Consider the following 18,841-nt stretch of genomic DNA (forward strand, 5'->3'; position numbering starts at 1 on the left):
GGCGCAACGTTTTTTGCCGACGGGCTAGGGCAACTGGCGGCGCAGCGCCTCGAAGAACAGTTCGGATTGCAGGCGTTCGCCCTGCACCTGGGCGGCCACCTTGGCGGAGAGTCCGGGATCGACCGGCATCAGCGCCCGCCCGGTGGATTGCGCCAGCACCTGGGCCGTACAGGCGCGCTCAAGGAAGAAAAGATCGTCGTAGGCGTAGTCGATGCGTTCGCCGCAGACGACCACGCCGTGGTTGCCCAGGAAGACCACGTCCGCGCCCTGCATGGCGCGGGCGATGCGCTCGCCTTCGCCGACGTCCAGCGCCAGGCCGTTGTAGTCCGCGTCGATGGCCAGGCGCCCGTGGAAGCGCATGGCGTTCTGCGACAGCGTGGTGTCGAGCGCGCGGTCGGCGGTGAGCGTCAGCGCGGTGGCGTAGGGCATGTGCGTATGCAGGACGCAGGCCTTGCCGGCGATACGGTGGATGGCGGCATGGATGAACATGGCGGTCGGCTCGACCTCATGGCGGCCGGCCAGCTTGTTGCCGTGGGCGTCGACCAGGACGATGTCCTCGGCCTGGACCTCGTTCCACATCAGGCCGCGCGGGTTGAGCAGGAAATGGTCGGGATCGCCGGGCAGCGCGACGCTGAAATGGTTGCACACGCCTTCGCCCAGCCCGTGGAAGGCGGCCGCCCGCAGCGCGAGCGCCAGGTCGGCGCGCAGCGCGGCGACGGGTTCGGCGTGAAAGAGCGTATCGGCGTAGCGGGGGTCGTGGTTCATGGCTGCCTTTTCGGGGGAGGTTGAGGGTGCGTGTCCGTCACGATCAGCTCAGGTCGCCGTCCACGTAATACCACTTGCCGTCTTCGCGCACGAAGCGGCTCAGCTCGTGCAGGCGATGGGCGCGGCCGGCCTGGCGGCTGCGCGCGACGAACTCCACGGTGGCGTGGTCGGCGCCCTGGTCGCGCGCCTGCTTGACCGTCAGGCCCAGCCATTTGAGATCCGGCGGATTCGGTTCCAGCGCGGCGGGTCGGGTGCTGGGATGCCAGGTGGCCAGCAGGTACGGCAGCTTGTCGAGCACGAAGGCGCTGTAGCGCGAGCGCATCAGCGCTTCGGCGCTGGGCGCCTGCAGGGCGAGCGGGCCGTCGTGCCAGCGGCCGCAGCATTCGGGATAGGCCTGGGAACTGCCGCAGGGGCAGGCCGCGGCCGTGTTGCGCGAGGGTTTCGCCACGATGCTTGCGCCGCGCTCAGGCCCGAAGGTCCGCGTATTCGGGATGGCGGCGCATATAGGCGTCCGCGTACGAACACGAAGGCCGCACTTTCCAGCCTTGGGCGCGCGCCGCCTCCAGCGCGTGGCGGGTCAGTTCGGCGGCGATGCCGCGTCCGCCGACCTGGCTGGGCACGCCGGTGTGGGTGATGGTCATGACGTGGTCTTGCAGGTGGTAGTCGAGCACGCACAGCACGCCGTCGACGGTGGCGGTGTAGCGGGAGCGTTCGGTGTCTTGCGTCACGGAAATCATGCGTATGGTTCCTGGGTTCGGGTGAGCGGTTCAGCGCTGCAGGGCCTTGAGCAGCGCGGTGAGATCGGCGTCGCGGGCCTGCACCAGATCCGCCATGCTGCGCGCGCCGGCCTCGGCCTGGACGCCTTCGATCAGGCGCTGCTGCAGCTCGGGCGTCATCTCGGGCGTGCCGAGATCGTCCCACCAGGTCTGCACCGGGCCGAGCAGATGGTGCATGAAATTCGCCAGGCCGCCCGGGCCGCCGCCGAGATTGAAGGTCATGTGCGGGCCGAACAGCGCCCAGCGCAGGCCGGGACCCTGGGACACGGCGGCGTCGATGTCGGCGACGCTGGCGACGTTCTCCGCCGCCAGGTGGATGGCCTCGCGCCAGAGCGCGGCCTGCAGGCGGTTGGCGATGTGGCCGGGCACTTCCTTGTTCAGCCGGATCGGGTACTTGCCCATGCTGCGGTAGAACGCGATGCTGCGGTCCATGGTGTCGGCCGAGGTCTGCTCGCCGCCCACCACCTCGACCAGCGGGATCAGATGCGGCGGATTGAAGGGGTGGCCGATCACGAAGCGCGAGGCATGGCGGCAGCGCGATTGCAGCCGGCTCATGATGAGACCGGAGGAACTGGAGGCGACGATGACGTGGGGCGGCAGCAGCGCGTCCATGCGCGCGAAGAGCTCGGTCTTGAAGTCTTCGCGTTCGGGGCCGTTTTCCTGGACGAAGTCCACGCCGGCCAGGGCGCGCTCCAGGTCCGGCTCGAAGCTGAGCGCCTCGGCCGTGGCGCCCGGGACCACGCGGCCCAGTTCGGTCAGCACCGGCCAGGCGGCCTGCACGCGGGCGCGCGTCTGCGCTTCGGCGTCGGGGGCTGGATCGCTGACCACGACCTCCAGGCCGCGGGCCAGGAACAGCGCGGCCCAGCTGGCGCCGATGGTGCCGGCGCCCACGATGGCGACTCTGCGGATGGCGGGAAGAGGCGTGGACGAACGGGGCGTAAGGGCTTCCGGCATGCAAGGCTCCTGTTGGGACGGATAGGAGCATTGTGAAGCAAACGCCGGACCCTTGCCACGCGGTCAGGCGTTGCGGGCGCGGCGCAGATAACGCCAGCCGAGCGCCACGGCCAGCAGGTAGCTCGCGGCGATCACGCCGTAGGCCACGGGCAGCGCGTCGCGCCATTGCGGCAGCAGATGCAGGATGGTGCCCATCAGGGCGACGCCGACCAGCGCGCCCGATTGCCGGTTGGCGTTCAACGCCGCGGCCGCGCTGTTCGCATGGCTTTTGCCGGATACCTGCATGACCACGCTGGTCATCGCGGGCACGGCGATGCCCACGCCCAGGTTGGCCAGCGCGACGATGGCGGCGAACGGCCAGTAGGCGAGGCCGGGCGTGACGGCGTAGATCGCGACGCTGCTCAGCGCCGCGGCCAGCGCCATGCCGCCCAGCAGCGAGGCCGATACGTTCCAGCGCGCCGAGATCCGCGCCGAGATCAGGTTGCCGATGGAGAACACCGCCAGCATCGGCACCAGCTCGATGCCGGTCTGCAAGGCGTCGGCGCCGCGCGCCTGCTGCAGGAACAGGCTGAGCAGAAAGAGCTGTCCGTAGGACGCCAGGTTGATCAGGAAGCCGATGCCGTTGGCCGCCGCGAACTGCGGCGTGGCGAACAGCGCGCGCGGGACGATGGGCTCGGCGTGGCGGCGTTCGCGCCGCAGCAGCAGCGCCGCGCTGCCCAGGAACAGGGCGGCGGCCAGCGCGATGCGCGCGGACGTCCAGCCATAGGCGTTGCCCTGGATCAGCGCGAAGCACAGCGAGGACAGCGCGGTCACGCCGAGCAGGTGGCTGAGCGGATTGAGCGCGCGCGGCCGGCGCGGCGCGGGCTGGATGCGCCGGCGCGCCAGCCACAGGCCCGCGAGTCCCAGCGGGATGTTGATGAGGAAGATTCCGCGCCAGCCGAACTGGTGGATCAGCACGCCGCCCATCAAGGGGCCGGCGGCGCCGGCGACCGCCACGATCGCCGACCAGGCGGCCAGCATGCGGTTGCGCGTCTGCTCGTCGTCATAGGCGTGGGTCAGCAGGCTGAGCGAGCTGGGCATGAACAGGGCCGCGCCCAGGCCTTGCAGCATGCGCGCCAGGATCAGCATATCGGCGCCGGAGGCCAGCCCGCACAGCAGCGAGGCCAGGGTGAAGACGCCCAGCCCGGCCAGATAGATGGTCTTGGCCCCGTAGCGGTCGGCCAGCGCGCCGGCCACCAGCAGCAGGGCCGCGAAGGTGAGCGTGTAGCCGTCGACGATCCAGACCAGGTCGGTCAGCGGCACGGTGAATTGCAGCGCGATGCTGGGCAGGGCGACGTTGACGACGGTGACGTCGAGCATGGCCATGACGAAGCCGATCGCCAGCGTGACGAGCGGCAGCAGTCCGGCGGCGGCGGGTTTGGCGTCCAGGGCGCTGGCGTGGGGGCAGGCGGAATTCATGATGGCGCGAGGTTCGACGGCTTTGGAGGAGAGAAGCGTAGGCGCTTTCATTGATGCAAAAAAGCCGTATAACTGCTTTATAGTGATGCAGAAATGCATCTGTCAGGTGAAGCATGGATTGGGACAACGCCAGGATTTTCCTGGCCATCTACCGCATAGGCACGCTGCGCGGGGCCGCCGCGCTGCTGCAGATCGACCAGGCCACGGCCGGGCGGCGGCTGGCTGCGCTGGAATCGTCGCTGGACGCGCGGCTGTTCCTGCGCACGCCGGGCGGCTATGTGCCGACGGCCGCCGGCGAGCTGGCGTTCGCCGCGGCCGAGCGCATGGAGCAGGCCGCCGACCAGCTGCAGCGCCAGATGCAGGGCATGGACCACAGGCTGTCCGGCGTGGTGCGCGTGGCGACCTCGGAAACCGTGGCCCGGTACTTCGTCATGGAGGCCGTGCGGCGCGTGCACGCCCAGCATCCCGACATCCGGGTGACGCTGTCCACGGCGATCCAGCTGAGCAACCTGACGCGCCGCGAGGCGGACCTGGCGATACGCAATCTCAGGCCGGACAACCCCGACCTGATCCACCGCCACCTGGCGCGCAAGGAGGTCGGGCTGTACGCGTCGCGCTCGTACCTGGCCGCGCATGGCGAGCCGCGCCCGGGCACGGCGTTCGCCGGGCACACGCTGGTGACCTACCAGCAGTCGGTGCTGCCGGGCTGGTCCGACACGTTCTGCGGCGAACCCACGGGCAACGGCCGCATCGGCCTGGAGCTGAATTCGGGGCTGATGATCATCGAGGCCGTGGCGGCCGGCCTGGGCATAGGCGAGCTGCCCACGCACATGGCGCCGGACTATCCGGACCTGGTCCGGATCTGGCCGCACCGCAGCGAGTCCTACGATCTGTGGCTGGTGATGCATGGCGATCTGAACCGCACCGCCCGCGTGCGCGCGGTGGCCGACGCCATCGTCGAGGTTTTCGAACAGGACGGGTAGCGGCGCCGCGCCGCCCGCGCGGCTTGTGGGCGCCGGCGCCAGGCGCTAAGGTGGACGGGCCTTGCACAACCACCTATCAGGAGTCGCGCGTGTCTGATCTTTGGCGTTTGTCCGCAGTTGAGCTTGCCGCCCGCATCCGCAAGCGTGAAGTGTCCGCCCGCGAAGCCGCGCTGAGCGCGCTGGGGCGGCTGGAAGCCGTCAATCCCGCCATCAATGCCGTGGTCGACCATCGTCCCGAGTCGGTGCTGGAACAGGCGGCCGAGGTCGACGCGGCGCTGGCGCGCGGCGAGGCACCGGGCCCGCTGGCGGGCGTGCCCGTCACCGTCAAGGTCAATGTGGACCAGGCGGGCTTCGCCACCACCAACGGGGTGGGCCTGCAGAAGGATCTGATCGCCGCCGAGAACAGCCCGGTGGTGGACAATCTGCGGCGCGCGGGCGCGGTCATCCTGGGCCGCACCAACACGCCGGCGTTCTCGCTGCGCTGGTTCACCGGCAACCGGCTGCACGGCGATACGCTGAACCCGCGCAATCCGGCGCTGACGCCGGGAGGCTCTTCGGGCGGCGCGGCCTCGGCGGTGGCGGCCGGCATCGGCCAGCTGGCGCACGGCACCGACATCGCCGGTTCGATCCGCTATCCGGCCTATGCCTGCGGCGTGCACGGCCTGCGGCCGACGCTGGGGCGCGTGGCGGCGTACAACGCGGCGCTGCCGGAACGCTCCATCGGCGGGCAGCTGACGGCGGTGTCGGGGCCGCTGGGGCGCAGCATCGCGGACCTGCGGCTGGGGCTGGCGGCGCTGGCCGCGCCGGACCCGCGCGATCCGTGGTGGGTGCCGGCGCCCTTGCAGGGCCCCGAGGCGCCGCGCAGGGCGGCGCTATGCCTGAACCCCGACGGCATGGACACCGCGCCGGCGGTGGTCAAGGCGCTGCAGGAGGCGGCGCACCGCCTGAGCGAGGCGGGCTGGACGGTGGACACGCTGGACAGCCTGCCGCCCATGCAGGAGGCGGCCGACCTGCAGATCCGCATGTGGCTGGCCGACGGCTACGACGCCATGGTGGCGGCGGCCGAGAAAGAAGGCGACCCCGGCGCGCTGGCGGCGCTGGCGGGCCAGCGCGAGAAAGCGGCCGGCATCGACCTAGCGGGGTTTTCCGCGGTGCTGACGCGCCGCGCCACGCTGACGCGGCTGTGGGCGCTGTTTTTCGCCGAGTATTCGGCGCTGCTGCTGCCGGTGTCGGCCGAGCTGCCGTTTCCGGATAGGCTCGACCTGCAGGGCGACGCGGCCTACGCCCGCGTGTGGCGCGCCCAGATGACGCAGATCGGGGTGCCGTTCATGGGCCTGCCGGGCCTGTCGGTCGCCATGGGCAGCGCCATGAGCGAGGCCGGCCCGAGTCCGGTCGGGGTGCAGGTGGTGGCGGGCCGCTACCGCGAAGACCTGTGCCTGGCGGTCGGTGAAATCATCGAGGCGGGCGGCGAGGCCGTGGGCATCGCCGAACCCGCGGTCCGCGCCTAGGCGGACGGTTGCGTCGCCGGCCCGGCGAAACGCAGCCGCAGCACGCCGAGATCGCCGTAGGCCAGTTCCAGGCCGCGGCCGGCGGGCACGTCCAGGAAACCGGCGTACGAGCCGGTGATCACGTGCTGGCCGGCACGCAGGCCCAGGCCCTGGCCGCGCAGGAAATTGGCCAGCCAGTACAGCCCGGCCTTGGGGCGGTCGTTCGGATGTACGCCCGCGTGCTGCTCGGCCTGCACGCCGTCCATGGACAGCGTGATGGCCATGCTGGCGGGCACGGTGTGCGGCGAGGCGATGCGCGGACCCAGCACCAGCCCCAGGTTGAACATGTGGTCGGCCAGCAGCTCCGGCACGCTGGCGTGCTCGGGGCTGGCGTAGCGGCAGCCCAGGATTTCCAGGGCCAGGCGCGCGCCGCCGATGGCGGCGTCGATCTCGGCTTCGGTATAGGGCTCGGCGCGGGCCGGCAGGTCCTGCGCGAGCTCGAAGGCGATTTCCGGTTCGATGCGCAGCACGTCGGTGCGGGCGGCGATCGGGCCGGCCTCGGCGTGGGCCACGGTGGACGCGTAGATGGGCGCGACCACGGCTTTTTCGGGCGAGGGCAGCGCGCTCTTCCAGGCGGCGACGTCGTCGTGGCGCTCCTCGCGCAGCAATTGCGCGGTGCGCTGCTGCACGGCGAAGGCCTGGTCCAGCGATTGCGGGCGGCAGCCGGCGGGCAGGCGCGGGCCGGCGACGCCGGATTCGCGCGCGGCGATGAGCAGGCGCGCCGCCTCCAGGCAGCCGGGATAGTCTTCGATGCCGATTTGCATGGTCAGACTCCCAGGTAAATCATGATCCACAGCGCGACCATGGCGATCAGGCCCAGCCAGCACGAGCCCCAGAAGCCGACGATCGGCCATTTCAGCGAAAGCGGAATCTTCTTGGGCTCGACGTGGCCGAGCAGATCGTTGGCGTTGCCGACCAGCCAGAACCGCGTGCCGGGGAACATCAGGCGGAAGAAATAATCGAGCGTGATCGCCGCCCGCACCGCCAGCGGATACTGGGCGAACGTGCGGTGCTGCAGGTAGGGGTGCTTGAGCGCGGCGTTGATCTGTTTGCTCTTGACGAAGAACAGGACGATTCCGCTGATGGAGCAGGTGATGAAACACAGCACGAAGAGGCTGAAGGCCATGGAGATGGCGGCTGAATGCATGGGGAGTCTCTGCGTTGCGCGGTAGGCCGCGTCTGGATGATGAAAAGCGGGTGGATTGCCTGGAGCCGTATTGTAGAAGCCCTGGCGCGGCCCCGTGTTCAGGGCCGCGTCAGCCGTGGCGCGCGGGTCAGCCGCGCACCTGGCCTTCGCCGTTGAGCACCCACTTCAGCGTGGTCAGGCCTTCCAGGCCGACCGGGCCGCGCGCGTGCAGGCGGTTGGTCGAGATGCCGATCTCGGCGCCCAGGCCGTACTCGAACCCATCGGCGAAGCAGGTGGGCAGGTTGACGTAGACCGAGCTGGAATCGACTTCGCGCTGGAAGCGCTGCGCGGCCGACAGGTCTTCGGTGACGATGGCGTCGGTGTGGCCGGAACCCCAGCGCGCGATGTGCTCGATCGCGTCGTCCAGCGAGTCGACGATACGCACCGCCAGGATGGGGCCCAGGTATTCGGTGGCCCAGTCCTCGTCGGTGGCGGGCTTGGCGTGCGGCAGCAGGGCCAGTGTGCGCGGGCAGCCGCGCAGTTCGACGCCGCGTTCGCCGAGGTCGGCGGCCAGGCTGGGCAGGATGGAGACGGCGGCCACCGCGTCGATCAGCAGCGTCTCCATGGCGCCGCAGATGCCGTAGCGGTAGGTCTTGGCGTTGACCGCGATGGCGTGCGCCTTGTCCGGGTCGGCGGCCGCGTCGATATAGACGTGGCAGTTGCCGTCCAGGTGCTTGATCAGCGGCACGCGGGCCTCTTGCGACAGGCGCGCGATCAGGCCCTTGCCGCCGCGCGGCACGATGACGTCGATGTGCTCGGTCATGGTGATGAGCTTGCCCACCGCGGCGCGGTCGGCGGTGGCCACCACCTGCACCGCGTCCTGCGGCAGGCCGGCGGCGGCCAGGCCCTTCTGCACGATGCGGCCGAGCGCGATGTTGGAATGCAGCGCTTCGCTGCCGCCGCGCAGGATGGCGGCGTTGCCCGACTTCAGGCACAGCGCCGCGGCGTCGATCGTCACGTTGGGCCGGGATTCGTAAATGATGCCGATCACGCCCAGCGGCACGCGCATCTGGGCCACGCGCATGCCGTTGGGGCGCACGGTGGTGGCGGTGATGCTGCCGATCGGGTCGGGCAGGGCGGCGATCTGGCGCAGGCCTTCGGCCATGTGCGCCAGCGTCTTGTCCGACAGGCTCAGGCGGTCCAGCAGCGCCGGCTCCAGCCCGTTGGCGCGCGCGGCGGCCACGTCTTTCTCGTTGGCGGCCTTGAGTTCTTCGTGGCTGGCGGCGAGCGCGTCGGCCATGGCCAGGAGCGCCTGGTTCTTGGCGGCGCCGCTGGCGCGCATCATGGCGCGCGAGGCGCGGCGGGCGTTTTCGCCCAGGGTGAGCATGGCTTGTTCGATGGAGGACGAGGACATGGCGGCGTCGATCATGAAGTATGGGGCGGCATGGAAACCGCTCGAAGAATCAGTGTATATCCGGCCGTCGGGCCGGGCGGGCGTGGCGGCGATGCCGCCTTCACGGTCGCGCGCCGGCGGCGGCCACGCGCAGCGCGAGACGGGTCATTTCTTCCCAGGGGTCGGACAGGCGGCCCGGCACGGACAGGCCCTTGATCAGGCGGTCGACCTCGTGCGCGTGCTGCACGGCGGCCGGCCAGACGCCGGGCTGCACCCGGCTCAGGGCCTGCAGCGCCAGGCGTTCGTGCGCGCCGAAAATGCGCAGGCGGCGCATCAGGCCGTTGACGTCCTGCCCCAGGGCGCGGGCCTGGGCCACGCGGGCCAGCAGGCGGATTTCCTCGCCCACGGCCCACAGCACCAGGGGCAGCGCCTCGCCTTCGGCGCGCAGGCCGTCGAGCATGCGGATGGTGCGGGCGGTGTCGCCGGCCAGCATGGCGTCGCGCAGCCCGAAAACGTCGTAGCGCGCCACGTTCAGCACCGCGCGTTCGACGTCCTCGGCGGCCAGCTGGCCTTCGGGGTAGAGCAGGCCCAGCTTCTGGATTTCCTGGTGGGCGGCCAGCAGGTTGCCTTCCACCTTGTCGGCCATCCACTGCAGCGTGGCGTTGTCGGCGCGCTGGTTCTGGCGCGCCAGGCGCTGGCCGATCCAGGCCGGCAGGCGGCCGCGCTCGATGCTGGCGATATCGACCATCGCGCCGCCGCGGGCCAGCGCCTGCATCCAGCGGCTTTCGCGGGTGGCCTTGTCCAGGCGCGGCAGGGAGATCAGGACCAGCGTGTCGGCGTCGGGCTGTTTCTCGGCCTGCTCGGCCAGCCGCGCCAGCGTGTCGGCGCCGGGCTTGCCGGGCTTGCCCGTGGGGATCTTGAGTTCGAGGATGCGGCGGTCGCCGAACAGCGACACGCTTTGCGTGGCGGCGATGACCGCGCTCCAGTCGCTGCGCGCGTCCATCACCATGGACAGCCGCTCGGTATAGCCGGCGCCGCGCGCCGCGGCGCGCAGCGCGTCCACCGCCTCGGTCACCAGCAGCGGCTCGTCGCCCGACACCGTGTACAGCGGCGCCAGCCGGTTGCCCGGCCGTTGCAGCTGTTCGGCCAGGCGGTCCGCGTCCAGGGGCTGTGCCATCAGCGCACGTTGGCCGGATCGGTGGTGGACGGCGTCTGCCAGGGCGTGGGCGTACGCTGCGGCTGCGGCGCGGTCGGGTCGTACAACGGGGTTTCGCCGCTCTCGCCGCGCCGCTCGGCGTTCTCGAAGGCCTCGCGCACGTCCGGGGCCGTCATGCGGCGCAGCAGCCGCGAAACGAGATCGCGCTGCATGGACTTGTACAGCGTTTCGATCTGGCCCTGCTTGGCCTGCACGACCTGGTCGTCGTAGGGCATTTCGCGGTAGATCGACAGCGTGGTGTCGGGAATCAGCGCGCGGCCCTTGGCGTCGATCAGGCGGAACGTGTAGTTGATGCCGAGTTCGTATTCCTCGACGCGGCCCTGCGCGTTGAGCGACACCTCGCGCAGCGTGCGCGAATCCGAGACCTGCTGCAGGATGGCCTGGGCCTCCTTGGGCGTGGCGACCAGCTTGGTGTCGGGCGAGGCCGCGCGCAGCGAGCGGCGCACGTCGGCGCCGAACTGCGTGTTGTCGGGGATGCCGACGTACAGCGTCTCGAACGGCATGGGGGTGACTCCCCGCAACGCGAAACCGCAGGCGGAGAGCAGCATGAACAGCGCCAGGCAGGCGCCGCGCAGCAGCCAGGGTAGGCGGGGGGAGTGCGTTTGTTGCCCGGCGAAGTGCATGCTTGACCTCATCAGCCTACGACGTTGACCAGTTTGCCCGGAACCACGATGACGCGCTTGGGCGGGCGGCCTTCCAGGAAGCGGGCGACCTCTTCCTGGGCGGCAGCGAGCTTCTCGATGTCTTCCTTGGGCGCCTTGGCGGCCACGCGGATCGAGCCGCGCAGCTTGCCGTTGACCTGGAGCATCAGTTCGATCTCGTCGGCCACCAGCGCCGCCTCGTCGACGTGCGGCCACGGCGCGTCGAGCAGGTCGCCCAGCTCTTGCGCGTAGCCCAGGTCGCGCCACAGGTGCCAGGTGATGTGCGGCACCACCGGGTACAGCACGCGCAGCAGCACGCCCAGCGTTTCGGCGTAGGCGGCGTCCGCGTGGGCGCCCTCGGGCAGCTTGGCGTCGTCGATGGCGTTCAGCATCTTCATGCAGGCCGACACGACGGTGTTGTACTGGATGCGCTGGTAATCGTAGTCGGCCTGCTTGAGCAGCGCATAGACTTCGCGGCGCAGGTCCTTCACGGGGGCCGGCGCCTGGGCCCAGTCGGCGCCGTGGGCCAGGCCGCGGGCCACGGCCTCGCGCCTGGCGTAGCTGATCGACCAGAGGCGGCGCAGGAAGCGGTTGGAGCCTTCGACGCCGGAGTCGGACCATTCGAGGGTCTGCTCGGGCGGGCTGGCGAACATGACGAACAGGCGGGCCGTGTCGGCGCCCATGGTGTCGATCAGGGATTGCGGATCGACGCCGTTGTTCTTGGACTTGGACATCGTGCCCACGCCGCCGTAGCTGATCTCGGAGCCGTCGGCCTTGAGCTTGGCGCCCACGATCGCGCCGCGCGCGTCATAGACGTTCTCGACGTCTTCCGGCCAGAAGTATTCGATGCCGCCCTGGGGCGTCTTGCGCGAATAGATATGGTTGAGCACCATGCCCTGGCACAGCAGCTTGGTGAAGGGCTCGTCGAAATTGAGCAGGCCCATGTCGCGCATGACCTTGGTCCAGAAGCGCGCGTACAGCAGGTGCAGCACCGCGTGCTCGATGCCGCCGATGTACTGGTCCATCGGCATCCAGTAATCGTTGCGCGCGTCGACCATGGCGTTGTCGTTGCCCGGCGAGGTATAGCGCATGAAGTACCAGGACGAGTCCACGAAGGTGTCCATGGTGTCGGTTTCGCGGCGCGCCGGCTTGCCGCACTTGGGGCAGGCGCAGGACAGGAAGGCCTCGTTCTTGGCCAGCGGGTTGCCGCTGCCGTCGGGGATGAGGTCGTCGGGCAGCACCACCGGCAGGTCTTTTTCGGGAACCGGGACCGGGCCGCAATCGGCGCAATGGATGATGGGGATCGGGGTGCCCCAGTAGCGCTGGCGCGAAATGCCCCAGTCGCGCAGGCGCCAGGTGGTCTGCTTTTCGCCCAGGCCCTGGGCGCCCAGGTCGGCGGCGATGGCGTCGACCGCTTCCTTGTGCGAGAGGCCGTCGTACTTGCCGGAGTTGATGGTGCGGCCGGCCTGCTTGTCGCCGTACCATTCCTGCCAGGCGTCGGCGGAGTACTGCTTGCCGGCCACGTCCACGACCTGCTTGATCGGCAGCCCGTATTTCCGGGCGAAGGCGAAGTCACGCTCGTCGTGCGCCGGCACGCCCATGACGGCGCCGTCGCCGTAGCTCATGAGCACGTAGTTGCCGACCCAGACTTCGACGTCGGCGCCGGTGATCGGGTGCGTGACGTACAGGCCCGTGGGCATGCCTTCCTTTTCGCGCGTGGCCATTTCGGCCTCGGTCGTGCCGCCCAGCTTGCATTGCTCGACGAACGCCGCCAGCTGCGGGTTGGACAGCGCGGCCTGCGTGGCCAGGGGGTGCTCCGGCGCCACGGCGCAGAAGGTCACGCCCATGATGGTGTCGGCGCGGGTGGTGAAGACGTACAGCTTGCCGTCCTGGATCAGCTGGCCGTCCGGGCCGGCGATCTTGTGGGGGAAGGCGAAGCGCAGGCCCTCGGACTTGCCGATCCAGTTTTCCTGCATCAGGCGCACGCGCTCGGGCCAGCCGGGCAGGTCGTTCTGGACGGCGCCCAGCAGCTCGTCGGCGTAATCGGTGATGCGCAGGTAGTAGCCCGGGATCTCGCGCTTTTCGACCAGCGCGCCCGAACGCCAGCCGCGTCCGTCGATGACCTGCTCGTTGGCCAGCACGGTCTGGTCCACCGGGTCCCAGTTGACCACCTGGGTCTTGCGGTAGGCCACGCCCTTTTCCAGCATCTTGAGGAACAGCCACTGGTTCCACTTGTAATACTCCGGATCGCAGGCGCACATCTCGCGCGACCAGTCGATCGCCAGGCCCATCGCCTTCATCTGCTTCTTCATGTAGGCGATGTTGTCGTAGGTCCACTTGGCCGGCGGCACCTTGGACTTGATGGCGGCGTTCTCGGCCGGCATGCCGAAGGCGTCCCAGCCCATGGGCATCAGGACGTTATAGCCGCGCATGCGCAGCTGGCGCGCCATCATGTCGTTGATGGTGTAGTTGCGCACGTGGCCCATGTGCAGCTTGCCGCTGGGGTAGGGCAGCATCGAGCAGGCGTAGAACTTCGGCTTTTCGGAGCCGTCCGCGTTCGTCGCGTGTTCGTGGACCAGGTAAGCGTCGCGGGCCTGCCAGTCTTGGTGGGCGGCTGCTTCGACGGTATTGGGGAGGTAACGTTCCTGCATGGGCTCGTGCACGATGGCAAAAAAGGGTGAGCCGCCCGGCCGCGCGGAGCGCGGAGGCGGCCAAAACCCCTGATTATAGGAGGTGCTAGGCGCGGGCTGGGCGCGAGGCCGTTTCCGGGATGCGCGCGCTGGGCGACAGGGCGCCGTACACCAGCGTAATCCCCCCGAGAACGGCGCCCGCCGTGACCACGCCGGGCCAGCCAAAATGGGCGTACAGCCAGGACGATACCAGCGAACCGCTGGCTCCGCCGATGAAGTAGCTGGTCATGTAGCCGGCGGTCAGGCGGCTGCGGGCCTCGGGGCGCAGCCGGTAGAGGGCGCTGCTATTGGTGACATGTACGCCCTGTATCGCCAGGTCCTGGATCAGAATCCCGACCAGCAGGGCGATCACGGACGCCTGGCCGAATGCGATCGGTCCCCACGAACCGAGCAGCAGCAGCAGGCCGGCCCGGGTGGCCAGGTTGCCCAGGCCGCGGTCGGCCAGGCGGCCGAAGCGGTTGGCGGCGTAGGCGCCGGCCGCGCCGGCCAGCCCGAACAGGCCGATCGTGGTGTTGTTGTATTCATAGGGCGGGCTGGCCAGCAGAAAGGTCAGGGGCGTCCAGAGCATGCTGAACGAGGCGAACAGCAGCCCGCCCAGCAGCGAGCGGGCGCGAAACAGCGGCTCTTCGGCGAACATCTTCAGGATGGAGGCCAGCAGGCGCGGGTAGCTCAGGCCGGCCGGGCTCTGGTAGCGGGGCAGCAGGCGCCACAGCGCGGCCGACATGGCCAGCATCAGGATGGCGGCCACCCAGTACACCGTGCGCCAGCTGCCCAGGTCGGCCAGGGCGCCGGCGACAGTGCGGGCCAGCAGGATGCCCAGCAGCAGGCCGCTCATGACCGTGCCCACGGCCTTGCCGCGTTCATGGGGCGCGGCCAGCGTGGCGGCGAACGGTACCAGGATCTGCGCCACCACCGACAGCATGCCGGTCAGCGCCGTGCCGACGATCAGCACCGTGATGCTGGGGGCGAAGGCCGAGATCAGCAGGGTAGCCGAGGACAGCAGGCTCATCAGCACGATCAGGCTGCGGCGCTCGAACATGTCGCCCAGCGGCACCAGCAGCATCAGGCCCACCGCGTAGCTCAGCTGCGCCGTGGTGACGATGGCGCCGGCCGCGGCGGTCGACAGCGAGAACTGCTCGCCGATGGTGTGCAGCAGCGGCTGCGCGTAATAGTTGCTGGCGACCGCCAGGCCGGTGGCCACGGACATCAGCAGGATGATGGGCGCGGTCAGCGCCGGGGTCTGGGGGGAGCGTGATGCGGAATTCATGGGTCTGGCGCTCAGGCGTCTATGCCGCCGGGGGTTTCCTGGTCGAGCCGGATCAGCATTTTCCTGAGCAGGCCGGCCAGCTGCTTGCGTTCCGCGGCCGACAGCGGCTCCAGCAGTTCGTTCATGTCTTTCAGGTAGTCCTTCAACACCGCCTTGATCAGGCGCAGGCCTTCCGAAGTGAGCGAGACGATCACGCCGCGGCGGTCCTCGGGATTCGGGCTGCGCGCCAGCAGCCCGGCCTCTTCCAGGCGGTCGAGGCGGTTGGTCATCGCGCCGGAGGTCAGCAGCAGGGCCTCGACCAGCTTCTGCGGATTGAGCGCGTAGGGCGCGCCGCTGCGGTACAGCGTGGCCAGCACGTCGAACTCGCCCTGGTGCAGGGTATGGCGGCGAAAGCCGTGGTTGACGTTGCGCGTGGCCAGCGCGTTGAGGCGGAACAGCCGGGTGATCACGGCCATGGGCGCGAAGTCCTGGCCCGGGCATTCCCGGCTCCATTGCGCGATGATCCGGTCGACGAAATCGGTCGTGGCTTGCATTTGTTTTGAAGTAAAGTATCTTTACGTGAAGATAAATTCTAGCAGGCCGGCCGCGCGGCGCGCAATCGCGGCGGCAAAAAAGAAGGGCCCGCCTCTTGCGAGGCGGGCCCTTCCGGCTTGACCGGATTAGCGCGGAATTACTGCGCGGCGTCCTTCAGCTTCTTGAGCGGGCGAACCTTCACCTTGACCGAAGCCGGCTTGGCGGGGAACCAGCGCTCTTCGCCGGTGAACGGGTCCTTGCCGAAGCGCTTGGCCTTGGCCGGAACCTTCTGCACGGAGACCTTGAACAGGCCCGGCAGCGTGAATTCGCCGGCGCCCTTCTTGTCCACGGAGCCCAGCACCGAGGTTTCCAGGCTGGCCAGCACGGCCTTGACGGACTTGGCTTCGACGCCGGATTGCTCAACGATGTAGGCGATGAGCTGGGTCTTGTTCAGGGCAGCCTTGATGGCCTTGGGGGCGGCGGCGACCTTCTTGGCGGCGACGACCTTCTTGGCGGGAGCGGCCTTCTTGGCTGCGGGTTTCACAGCGGTCTTGGCGGCCGTAGCCTTTTTGGCGGGCGCCTTGGCGGCGGGTTTGGTGACTTTCTTGGCAGGAGCTTTTGCTTTCGTGGCCATGGTCAAAATCCGTTTGTTGAGGACATGGAGCAGCGCGTGCCGGGTATCGGCAATAGACGCCACGCGCCCGATGATAGCGGAAGAGCGCCGCTTGATGCGGTTTTCCAGCGGGTTTTCTGCCGCTGTTTGTTGTTTTCGGCGCAGAAAGTGCCTTCTACAAGGGCTCCGGCGCGATGCCGCGGCCGATGAACCAATGGCGCTGCGCATGTTCCAATGGCGGGCGCGCGGTTTCGCCGCGCAAGAAAAACCATGCATGGAAGTGAAGCAGCGATATGTTGATGAAGAAGTTGGCGGCGAGCCTGATCGTCGCGGCCGCGTGCGTTTCGGGCGCAGCGGCGCAGTCCATGGCCGCGCCGGCCCTGACGGCCAAGGCCTGGCTTTTGCTGGATGAGACCAGCGGCCAGGTGATCGCCTCGCATGCCGCGAGCGAGCGGATCGAGCCCGCGTCGCTGACCAAGATCATGACGGCCTATGTCGTGTTCGAGGCCCTGAGCAAGAAGGAATTGTCGGCCGGCCAGATGGTCACCGTGTCCACGCGCGCGTGGAAAGTGCCGGCGGGCAGCTCCAAGATGTTCCTGGAGCCGGGCTCCAAGGTCTCGGTGGACGACCTGCTGCGCGGCCTGATGATCCAGTCCGGCAACGACGCGGCCATCGCGCTGGCCGAGGCGGTCTCGGGCAGCGTCGAGGCCTTCGTGGCGCGGATGAACGACACCGCCGTGAAAATGGGCCTGCACGCCACGCATTTCGCCAGCCCGCACGGCCTGCCGGACCCGGGCACCTACTCGACCGCGAGCGACCTGTCGGTGCTGGCCACGCGCTTCATCCGCGACTATCCCGCGCTTTACCGGACCTACGATTCGGCCAAGCAGTTCACCTACAACAAGATCACGCAGCCCAACCGCAACCGGCTGCTGTGGCTGGACCCCAGCGTCGACGGCCTGAAAACCGGGCATACGGAGTCGGCCGGCTACTGCATCGTGGCCAGCGCCAAGCGGCCCAACGGCGCCGACGAGCGGCGGCTGATCACGGTGGTCGTGGGGACCGCGTCCGATAAGCTGCGCACGCAGGAAAGCCGCGAGTTGCTGGAGTGGGGCTTTCGGGGGTTCAATACCATCAAGCTTTACGCGCGCGGCGAGTCGGTGGCCACGCCCGAGGTCTGGAAGGGCGCGAGCGACAGCCTGAAGGCTGGATTCGCGCGCGACGCCTACGTCACCGTGCCGGCCGGCGCCAAGGTGGAGCGGGTCTGGACGCCGCAGGAGCCGCTGATCGCGCCGATCGCGTCGCAGGCCACGGTGGGCGAGATGCGCGTGCTGGTCGACGGCAAGCCCGCCCTGCAGTTCCCCGTGGTGGCGCTGGAGCCGGTGGCCGAGGCGGGTTTCGCGGGCAGGGCATGGGATTCCATCCGCTTGTGGTGGCGCGGCCAGGCGGGATAAACGGAGGTGTGAAATGGCGGTGAGTTTTCCTGGAGGTCCGGCGCCCGCGCCGACGGCGGACGATCCGCTGGCCCTGCTGTCGGCCTGCCACGGGCGCATCGCCCGCCAGTGCGCCACGCTGGGACGGCTGGCCGCGCACCTGCCGGCGCATGGCAGCGACGCGGCGGCCCAGACCGCCGCGGCCAGCGTGCTGCGCTACTTCGAGACCGCGGCCGTCCATCACCACGAGGACGAGGAAGAAGACCTGTTCCCCGCCCTGATCGATTCCATGGCCGGCTCCGACGCGGTGTGCCTGCATGAGCTGGTCGACGGCCTGGTCGCCGAACACCGGCAGCTGGCCCGGCGCTGGGAGCCGCTGCGCCAGGCGCTGGCCGACATTTCCCAGGGCCGGCGCGCCGAGCTCCCGGCCGGCGAGGTCCAGGCGTTCACCGAGGCCTACGCCGCGCACATCCGCCGTGAGGAAGAAGAACTGCTGCCCATGGCCGCGCGGCTGATCGCCGACGACGCGCTGGCCGCCATCGGCCAGGCCATGAAATCGCGGCGCGGCGGCGAGGCGGGCTGAACCATGAAGCGCAACGCCTGTTTCCGCCAGAAACTGCAGGCCCCGGCCCTGGCGCACGCCATGTCGGCGCACAACCCGCTGTCGGCCCGGCTCGCCGAGCAGGCCGGATTCGACGCCATATGGGGCAGCGGCTTCGAGCTCTCGGCCAGCCACGCGGTGCCGGACGCCAACATTCTTTCGCCGTCGCAGCACCTGGACATGATGCGCGCGATCGCCGCCGCGGTGGACGTGCCGGTCATCGCCGACATCGACACCGGCTTCGGCAACGCCATCAACGTGTCCTACATCGTGCCGCAGTACGAGGCGGCCGGCTGTTCGGCCGTGGTGATGGAAGACAAGACCTTTCCCAAGGACACCAGCCTGCGCGCCGGCGGCCGCCAGGAACTGGTGCGCATCGAGGAATTCCAGGGCAAGGTCGAAGCCGCCTGCGCGGCGCGCCGCGACGCGGATTTCTGCGTGATCGCCCGCACCGAGGCCCTGATCGCGGGGGCGGGCGAGCGCGAGGCGCTGGCCCGGGCCGCGGCCTACGAGGCCGCCGGCGCCGACGCCATCCTGATCCATTCCAAGCAAAGCGCGCCCGACGAAATCCTGTCTTTCGTGGCCGCGTGGCAGGGGCGCGCGCCGCTGGTGCTGGTGCCCACGTCTTATCCGCAATTGCGCGAATCCGACATCCAGGCGCTGGGCAAGGTGGGGCTGGTGATCTACGGCAACCATGCCATCCGCGCCGCGGTGGGCGCGATGCGCGAGGTTTTCGCCCGCATCCGGCGCGACGGCGGCATCCACGAGGTCGACGCCGGCCTGCCGTCGGTCAAGGAAATCATCGCCCTGCAGGGCGACGCCGCCATGCGAGAGCTGGAACGCCGCTACCTGAAATAGGCGCCGG

General features: G+C 69.4%; 20 protein-coding genes. 5 read left to right on the top strand and 15 right to left on the bottom strand.

Translation table 11 applies throughout. The features are described from left to right. Nucleotides 1-24: 24 nt before the first annotated feature. The 5 genes from A6B37_RS23800 to A6B37_RS23820 form a co-directional block, all read right to left on the bottom strand. Entirely contained in the window at nucleotides 25-765 is a 741-nt protein-coding gene (locus A6B37_RS23800) for an aldolase (RefSeq protein WP_111827086.1), read from the bottom strand. A gap of 43 nt (nucleotides 766-808) precedes the next feature. Continuing rightward, nucleotides 809-1,213, bottom strand: coding sequence for a YchJ family metal-binding protein (locus A6B37_RS23805; protein ID WP_111827087.1), 405 nt, complete (start codon nucleotides 1,211-1,213; stop codon nucleotides 809-811). Between the two features lie 16 nt (nucleotides 1,214-1,229). Continuing rightward, nucleotides 1,230-1,502: a GNAT family N-acetyltransferase gene (locus A6B37_RS23810; RefSeq protein WP_102772805.1), complete on the bottom strand. Its 273-nt coding sequence runs from the start codon at nucleotides 1,500-1,502 to the stop codon at nucleotides 1,230-1,232. A 30-nt stretch (nucleotides 1,503-1,532) separates the two neighbouring features. Then, on the bottom strand, nucleotides 1,533-2,495 hold the full coding sequence (locus tag A6B37_RS23815) for a 3-hydroxyacyl-CoA dehydrogenase NAD-binding domain-containing protein (RefSeq protein WP_102772804.1): 963 nt from the start codon (nucleotides 2,493-2,495) through the stop codon (nucleotides 1,533-1,535). A 63-nt stretch (nucleotides 2,496-2,558) separates the two neighbouring features. Continuing rightward, entirely contained in the window at nucleotides 2,559-3,953 is a 1,395-nt protein-coding gene (locus A6B37_RS23820) for an MFS transporter (RefSeq protein WP_111827088.1), read from the bottom strand. 113 nt (nucleotides 3,954-4,066) lie between these two features. Here A6B37_RS23820 and A6B37_RS23825 point away from each other — a divergent pair, with 113 nt between their 5' ends. After that, complete coding sequence (locus A6B37_RS23825) at nucleotides 4,067-4,936, top strand: LysR family transcriptional regulator (protein ID WP_111827089.1); 870 nt, start codon at nucleotides 4,067-4,069, stop codon at nucleotides 4,934-4,936. Nucleotides 4,937-5,025: 89 nt separating this feature from the next. Further along, the gene (locus A6B37_RS23830; protein ID WP_111827090.1) at nucleotides 5,026-6,444 is read left to right on the top strand and encodes an amidase family protein; all 1,419 of its coding nucleotides are present in this window, start codon (nucleotides 5,026-5,028) and stop codon (nucleotides 6,442-6,444) included. On the opposite strand, the gene A6B37_RS23835 is transcribed toward A6B37_RS23830, so the two are convergent. The 10 genes from A6B37_RS23835 to A6B37_RS26125 form a co-directional block, all read right to left on the bottom strand. After that, on the bottom strand, nucleotides 6,441-7,247 hold the full coding sequence (locus A6B37_RS23835) for a fumarylacetoacetate hydrolase family protein (protein WP_111827091.1): 807 nt from the start codon (nucleotides 7,245-7,247) through the stop codon (nucleotides 6,441-6,443). The two genes, A6B37_RS23830 and A6B37_RS23835, sit on opposite strands and share 4 nt — an antisense overlap. A 2-nt stretch (nucleotides 7,248-7,249) precedes the next feature. Beyond that, nucleotides 7,250-7,630, bottom strand: coding sequence for a hypothetical protein (locus A6B37_RS23840; protein WP_168202316.1), 381 nt, complete (start codon nucleotides 7,628-7,630; stop codon nucleotides 7,250-7,252). A gap of 127 nt (nucleotides 7,631-7,757) precedes the next feature. Then, nucleotides 7,758-9,038, bottom strand: coding sequence for a glutamate-5-semialdehyde dehydrogenase (locus A6B37_RS23845; protein WP_111827092.1), 1,281 nt, complete (start codon nucleotides 9,036-9,038; stop codon nucleotides 7,758-7,760). A gap of 85 nt (nucleotides 9,039-9,123) precedes the next feature. Continuing rightward, nucleotides 9,124-10,179: a DNA polymerase III subunit delta gene (holA, locus tag A6B37_RS23850; protein WP_102772798.1), complete on the bottom strand. Its 1,056-nt coding sequence runs from the start codon at nucleotides 10,177-10,179 to the stop codon at nucleotides 9,124-9,126. Then, the gene (gene lptE / locus A6B37_RS23855; RefSeq protein WP_102772797.1) at nucleotides 10,179-10,841 is read right to left on the bottom strand and encodes an LPS assembly lipoprotein LptE; all 663 of its coding nucleotides are present in this window, start codon (nucleotides 10,839-10,841) and stop codon (nucleotides 10,179-10,181) included. The genes holA and lptE overlap by 1 nt, the downstream gene beginning before the upstream one ends. 11 nt (nucleotides 10,842-10,852) lie before the next feature. Beyond that, nucleotides 10,853-13,510: a leucine--tRNA ligase gene (gene leuS, locus A6B37_RS23860; protein WP_111827093.1), complete on the bottom strand. Its 2,658-nt coding sequence runs from the start codon at nucleotides 13,508-13,510 to the stop codon at nucleotides 10,853-10,855. A gap of 85 nt (nucleotides 13,511-13,595) precedes the next feature. Continuing rightward, nucleotides 13,596-14,816 (bottom strand): MFS transporter, encoded by a 1,221-nt coding sequence (locus A6B37_RS23865; RefSeq protein ID WP_111827094.1) that lies wholly within the window; start codon nucleotides 14,814-14,816, stop codon nucleotides 13,596-13,598. An 11-nt stretch (nucleotides 14,817-14,827) separates the two neighbouring features. Continuing rightward, complete coding sequence (locus A6B37_RS23870) at nucleotides 14,828-15,349, bottom strand: MarR family transcriptional regulator (protein ID WP_102772794.1); 522 nt, start codon at nucleotides 15,347-15,349, stop codon at nucleotides 14,828-14,830. A gap of 137 nt (nucleotides 15,350-15,486) precedes the next feature. After that, the gene (locus tag A6B37_RS23875) at nucleotides 15,487-15,963 is read right to left on the bottom strand and encodes an HU family DNA-binding protein (protein ID WP_102772793.1); all 477 of its coding nucleotides are present in this window, start codon (nucleotides 15,961-15,963) and stop codon (nucleotides 15,487-15,489) included. A gap of 154 nt (nucleotides 15,964-16,117) precedes the next feature. Further along, a complete protein-coding gene (locus A6B37_RS26125) occupies nucleotides 16,118-16,309 on the bottom strand; it encodes a hypothetical protein (RefSeq protein WP_168202315.1) in 192 nt (63 codons plus the stop codon). Between A6B37_RS26125 and A6B37_RS23880 the strand changes: the two genes are divergently transcribed. The 3 genes from A6B37_RS23880 to A6B37_RS23890 are packed head-to-tail and all read left to right on the top strand — an operon-like array spanning nucleotide 16,236 to nucleotide 18,834. Then, nucleotides 16,236-17,396, top strand: a complete 1,161-nt coding sequence (locus tag A6B37_RS23880; RefSeq protein ID WP_102772792.1) for a D-alanyl-D-alanine carboxypeptidase family protein — start codon at nucleotides 16,236-16,238, stop codon at nucleotides 17,394-17,396. The genes A6B37_RS26125 and A6B37_RS23880 overlap by 74 nt on opposite strands. A gap of 13 nt (nucleotides 17,397-17,409) precedes the next feature. Beyond that, complete coding sequence (locus tag A6B37_RS23885; protein ID WP_102772791.1) at nucleotides 17,410-17,958, top strand: hemerythrin domain-containing protein; 549 nt, start codon at nucleotides 17,410-17,412, stop codon at nucleotides 17,956-17,958. Between the two features lie 3 nt (nucleotides 17,959-17,961). Beyond that, nucleotides 17,962-18,834 carry a phosphonopyruvate hydrolase gene (locus tag A6B37_RS23890; protein WP_102772790.1) on the top strand — a complete coding sequence of 291 codons (873 nt, stop codon included), beginning with the start codon at nucleotides 17,962-17,964 and terminating at the stop codon, nucleotides 18,832-18,834. The last annotated feature ends 7 nt before the right edge of the window (nucleotides 18,835-18,841 follow it).

It is taken from the genome of Achromobacter sp. HZ01, from assembly GCF_003267925.1.
Classification (GTDB): Bacteria; Pseudomonadota; Gammaproteobacteria; order Burkholderiales; family Burkholderiaceae_B; genus Achromobacter; species Achromobacter pulmonis_A.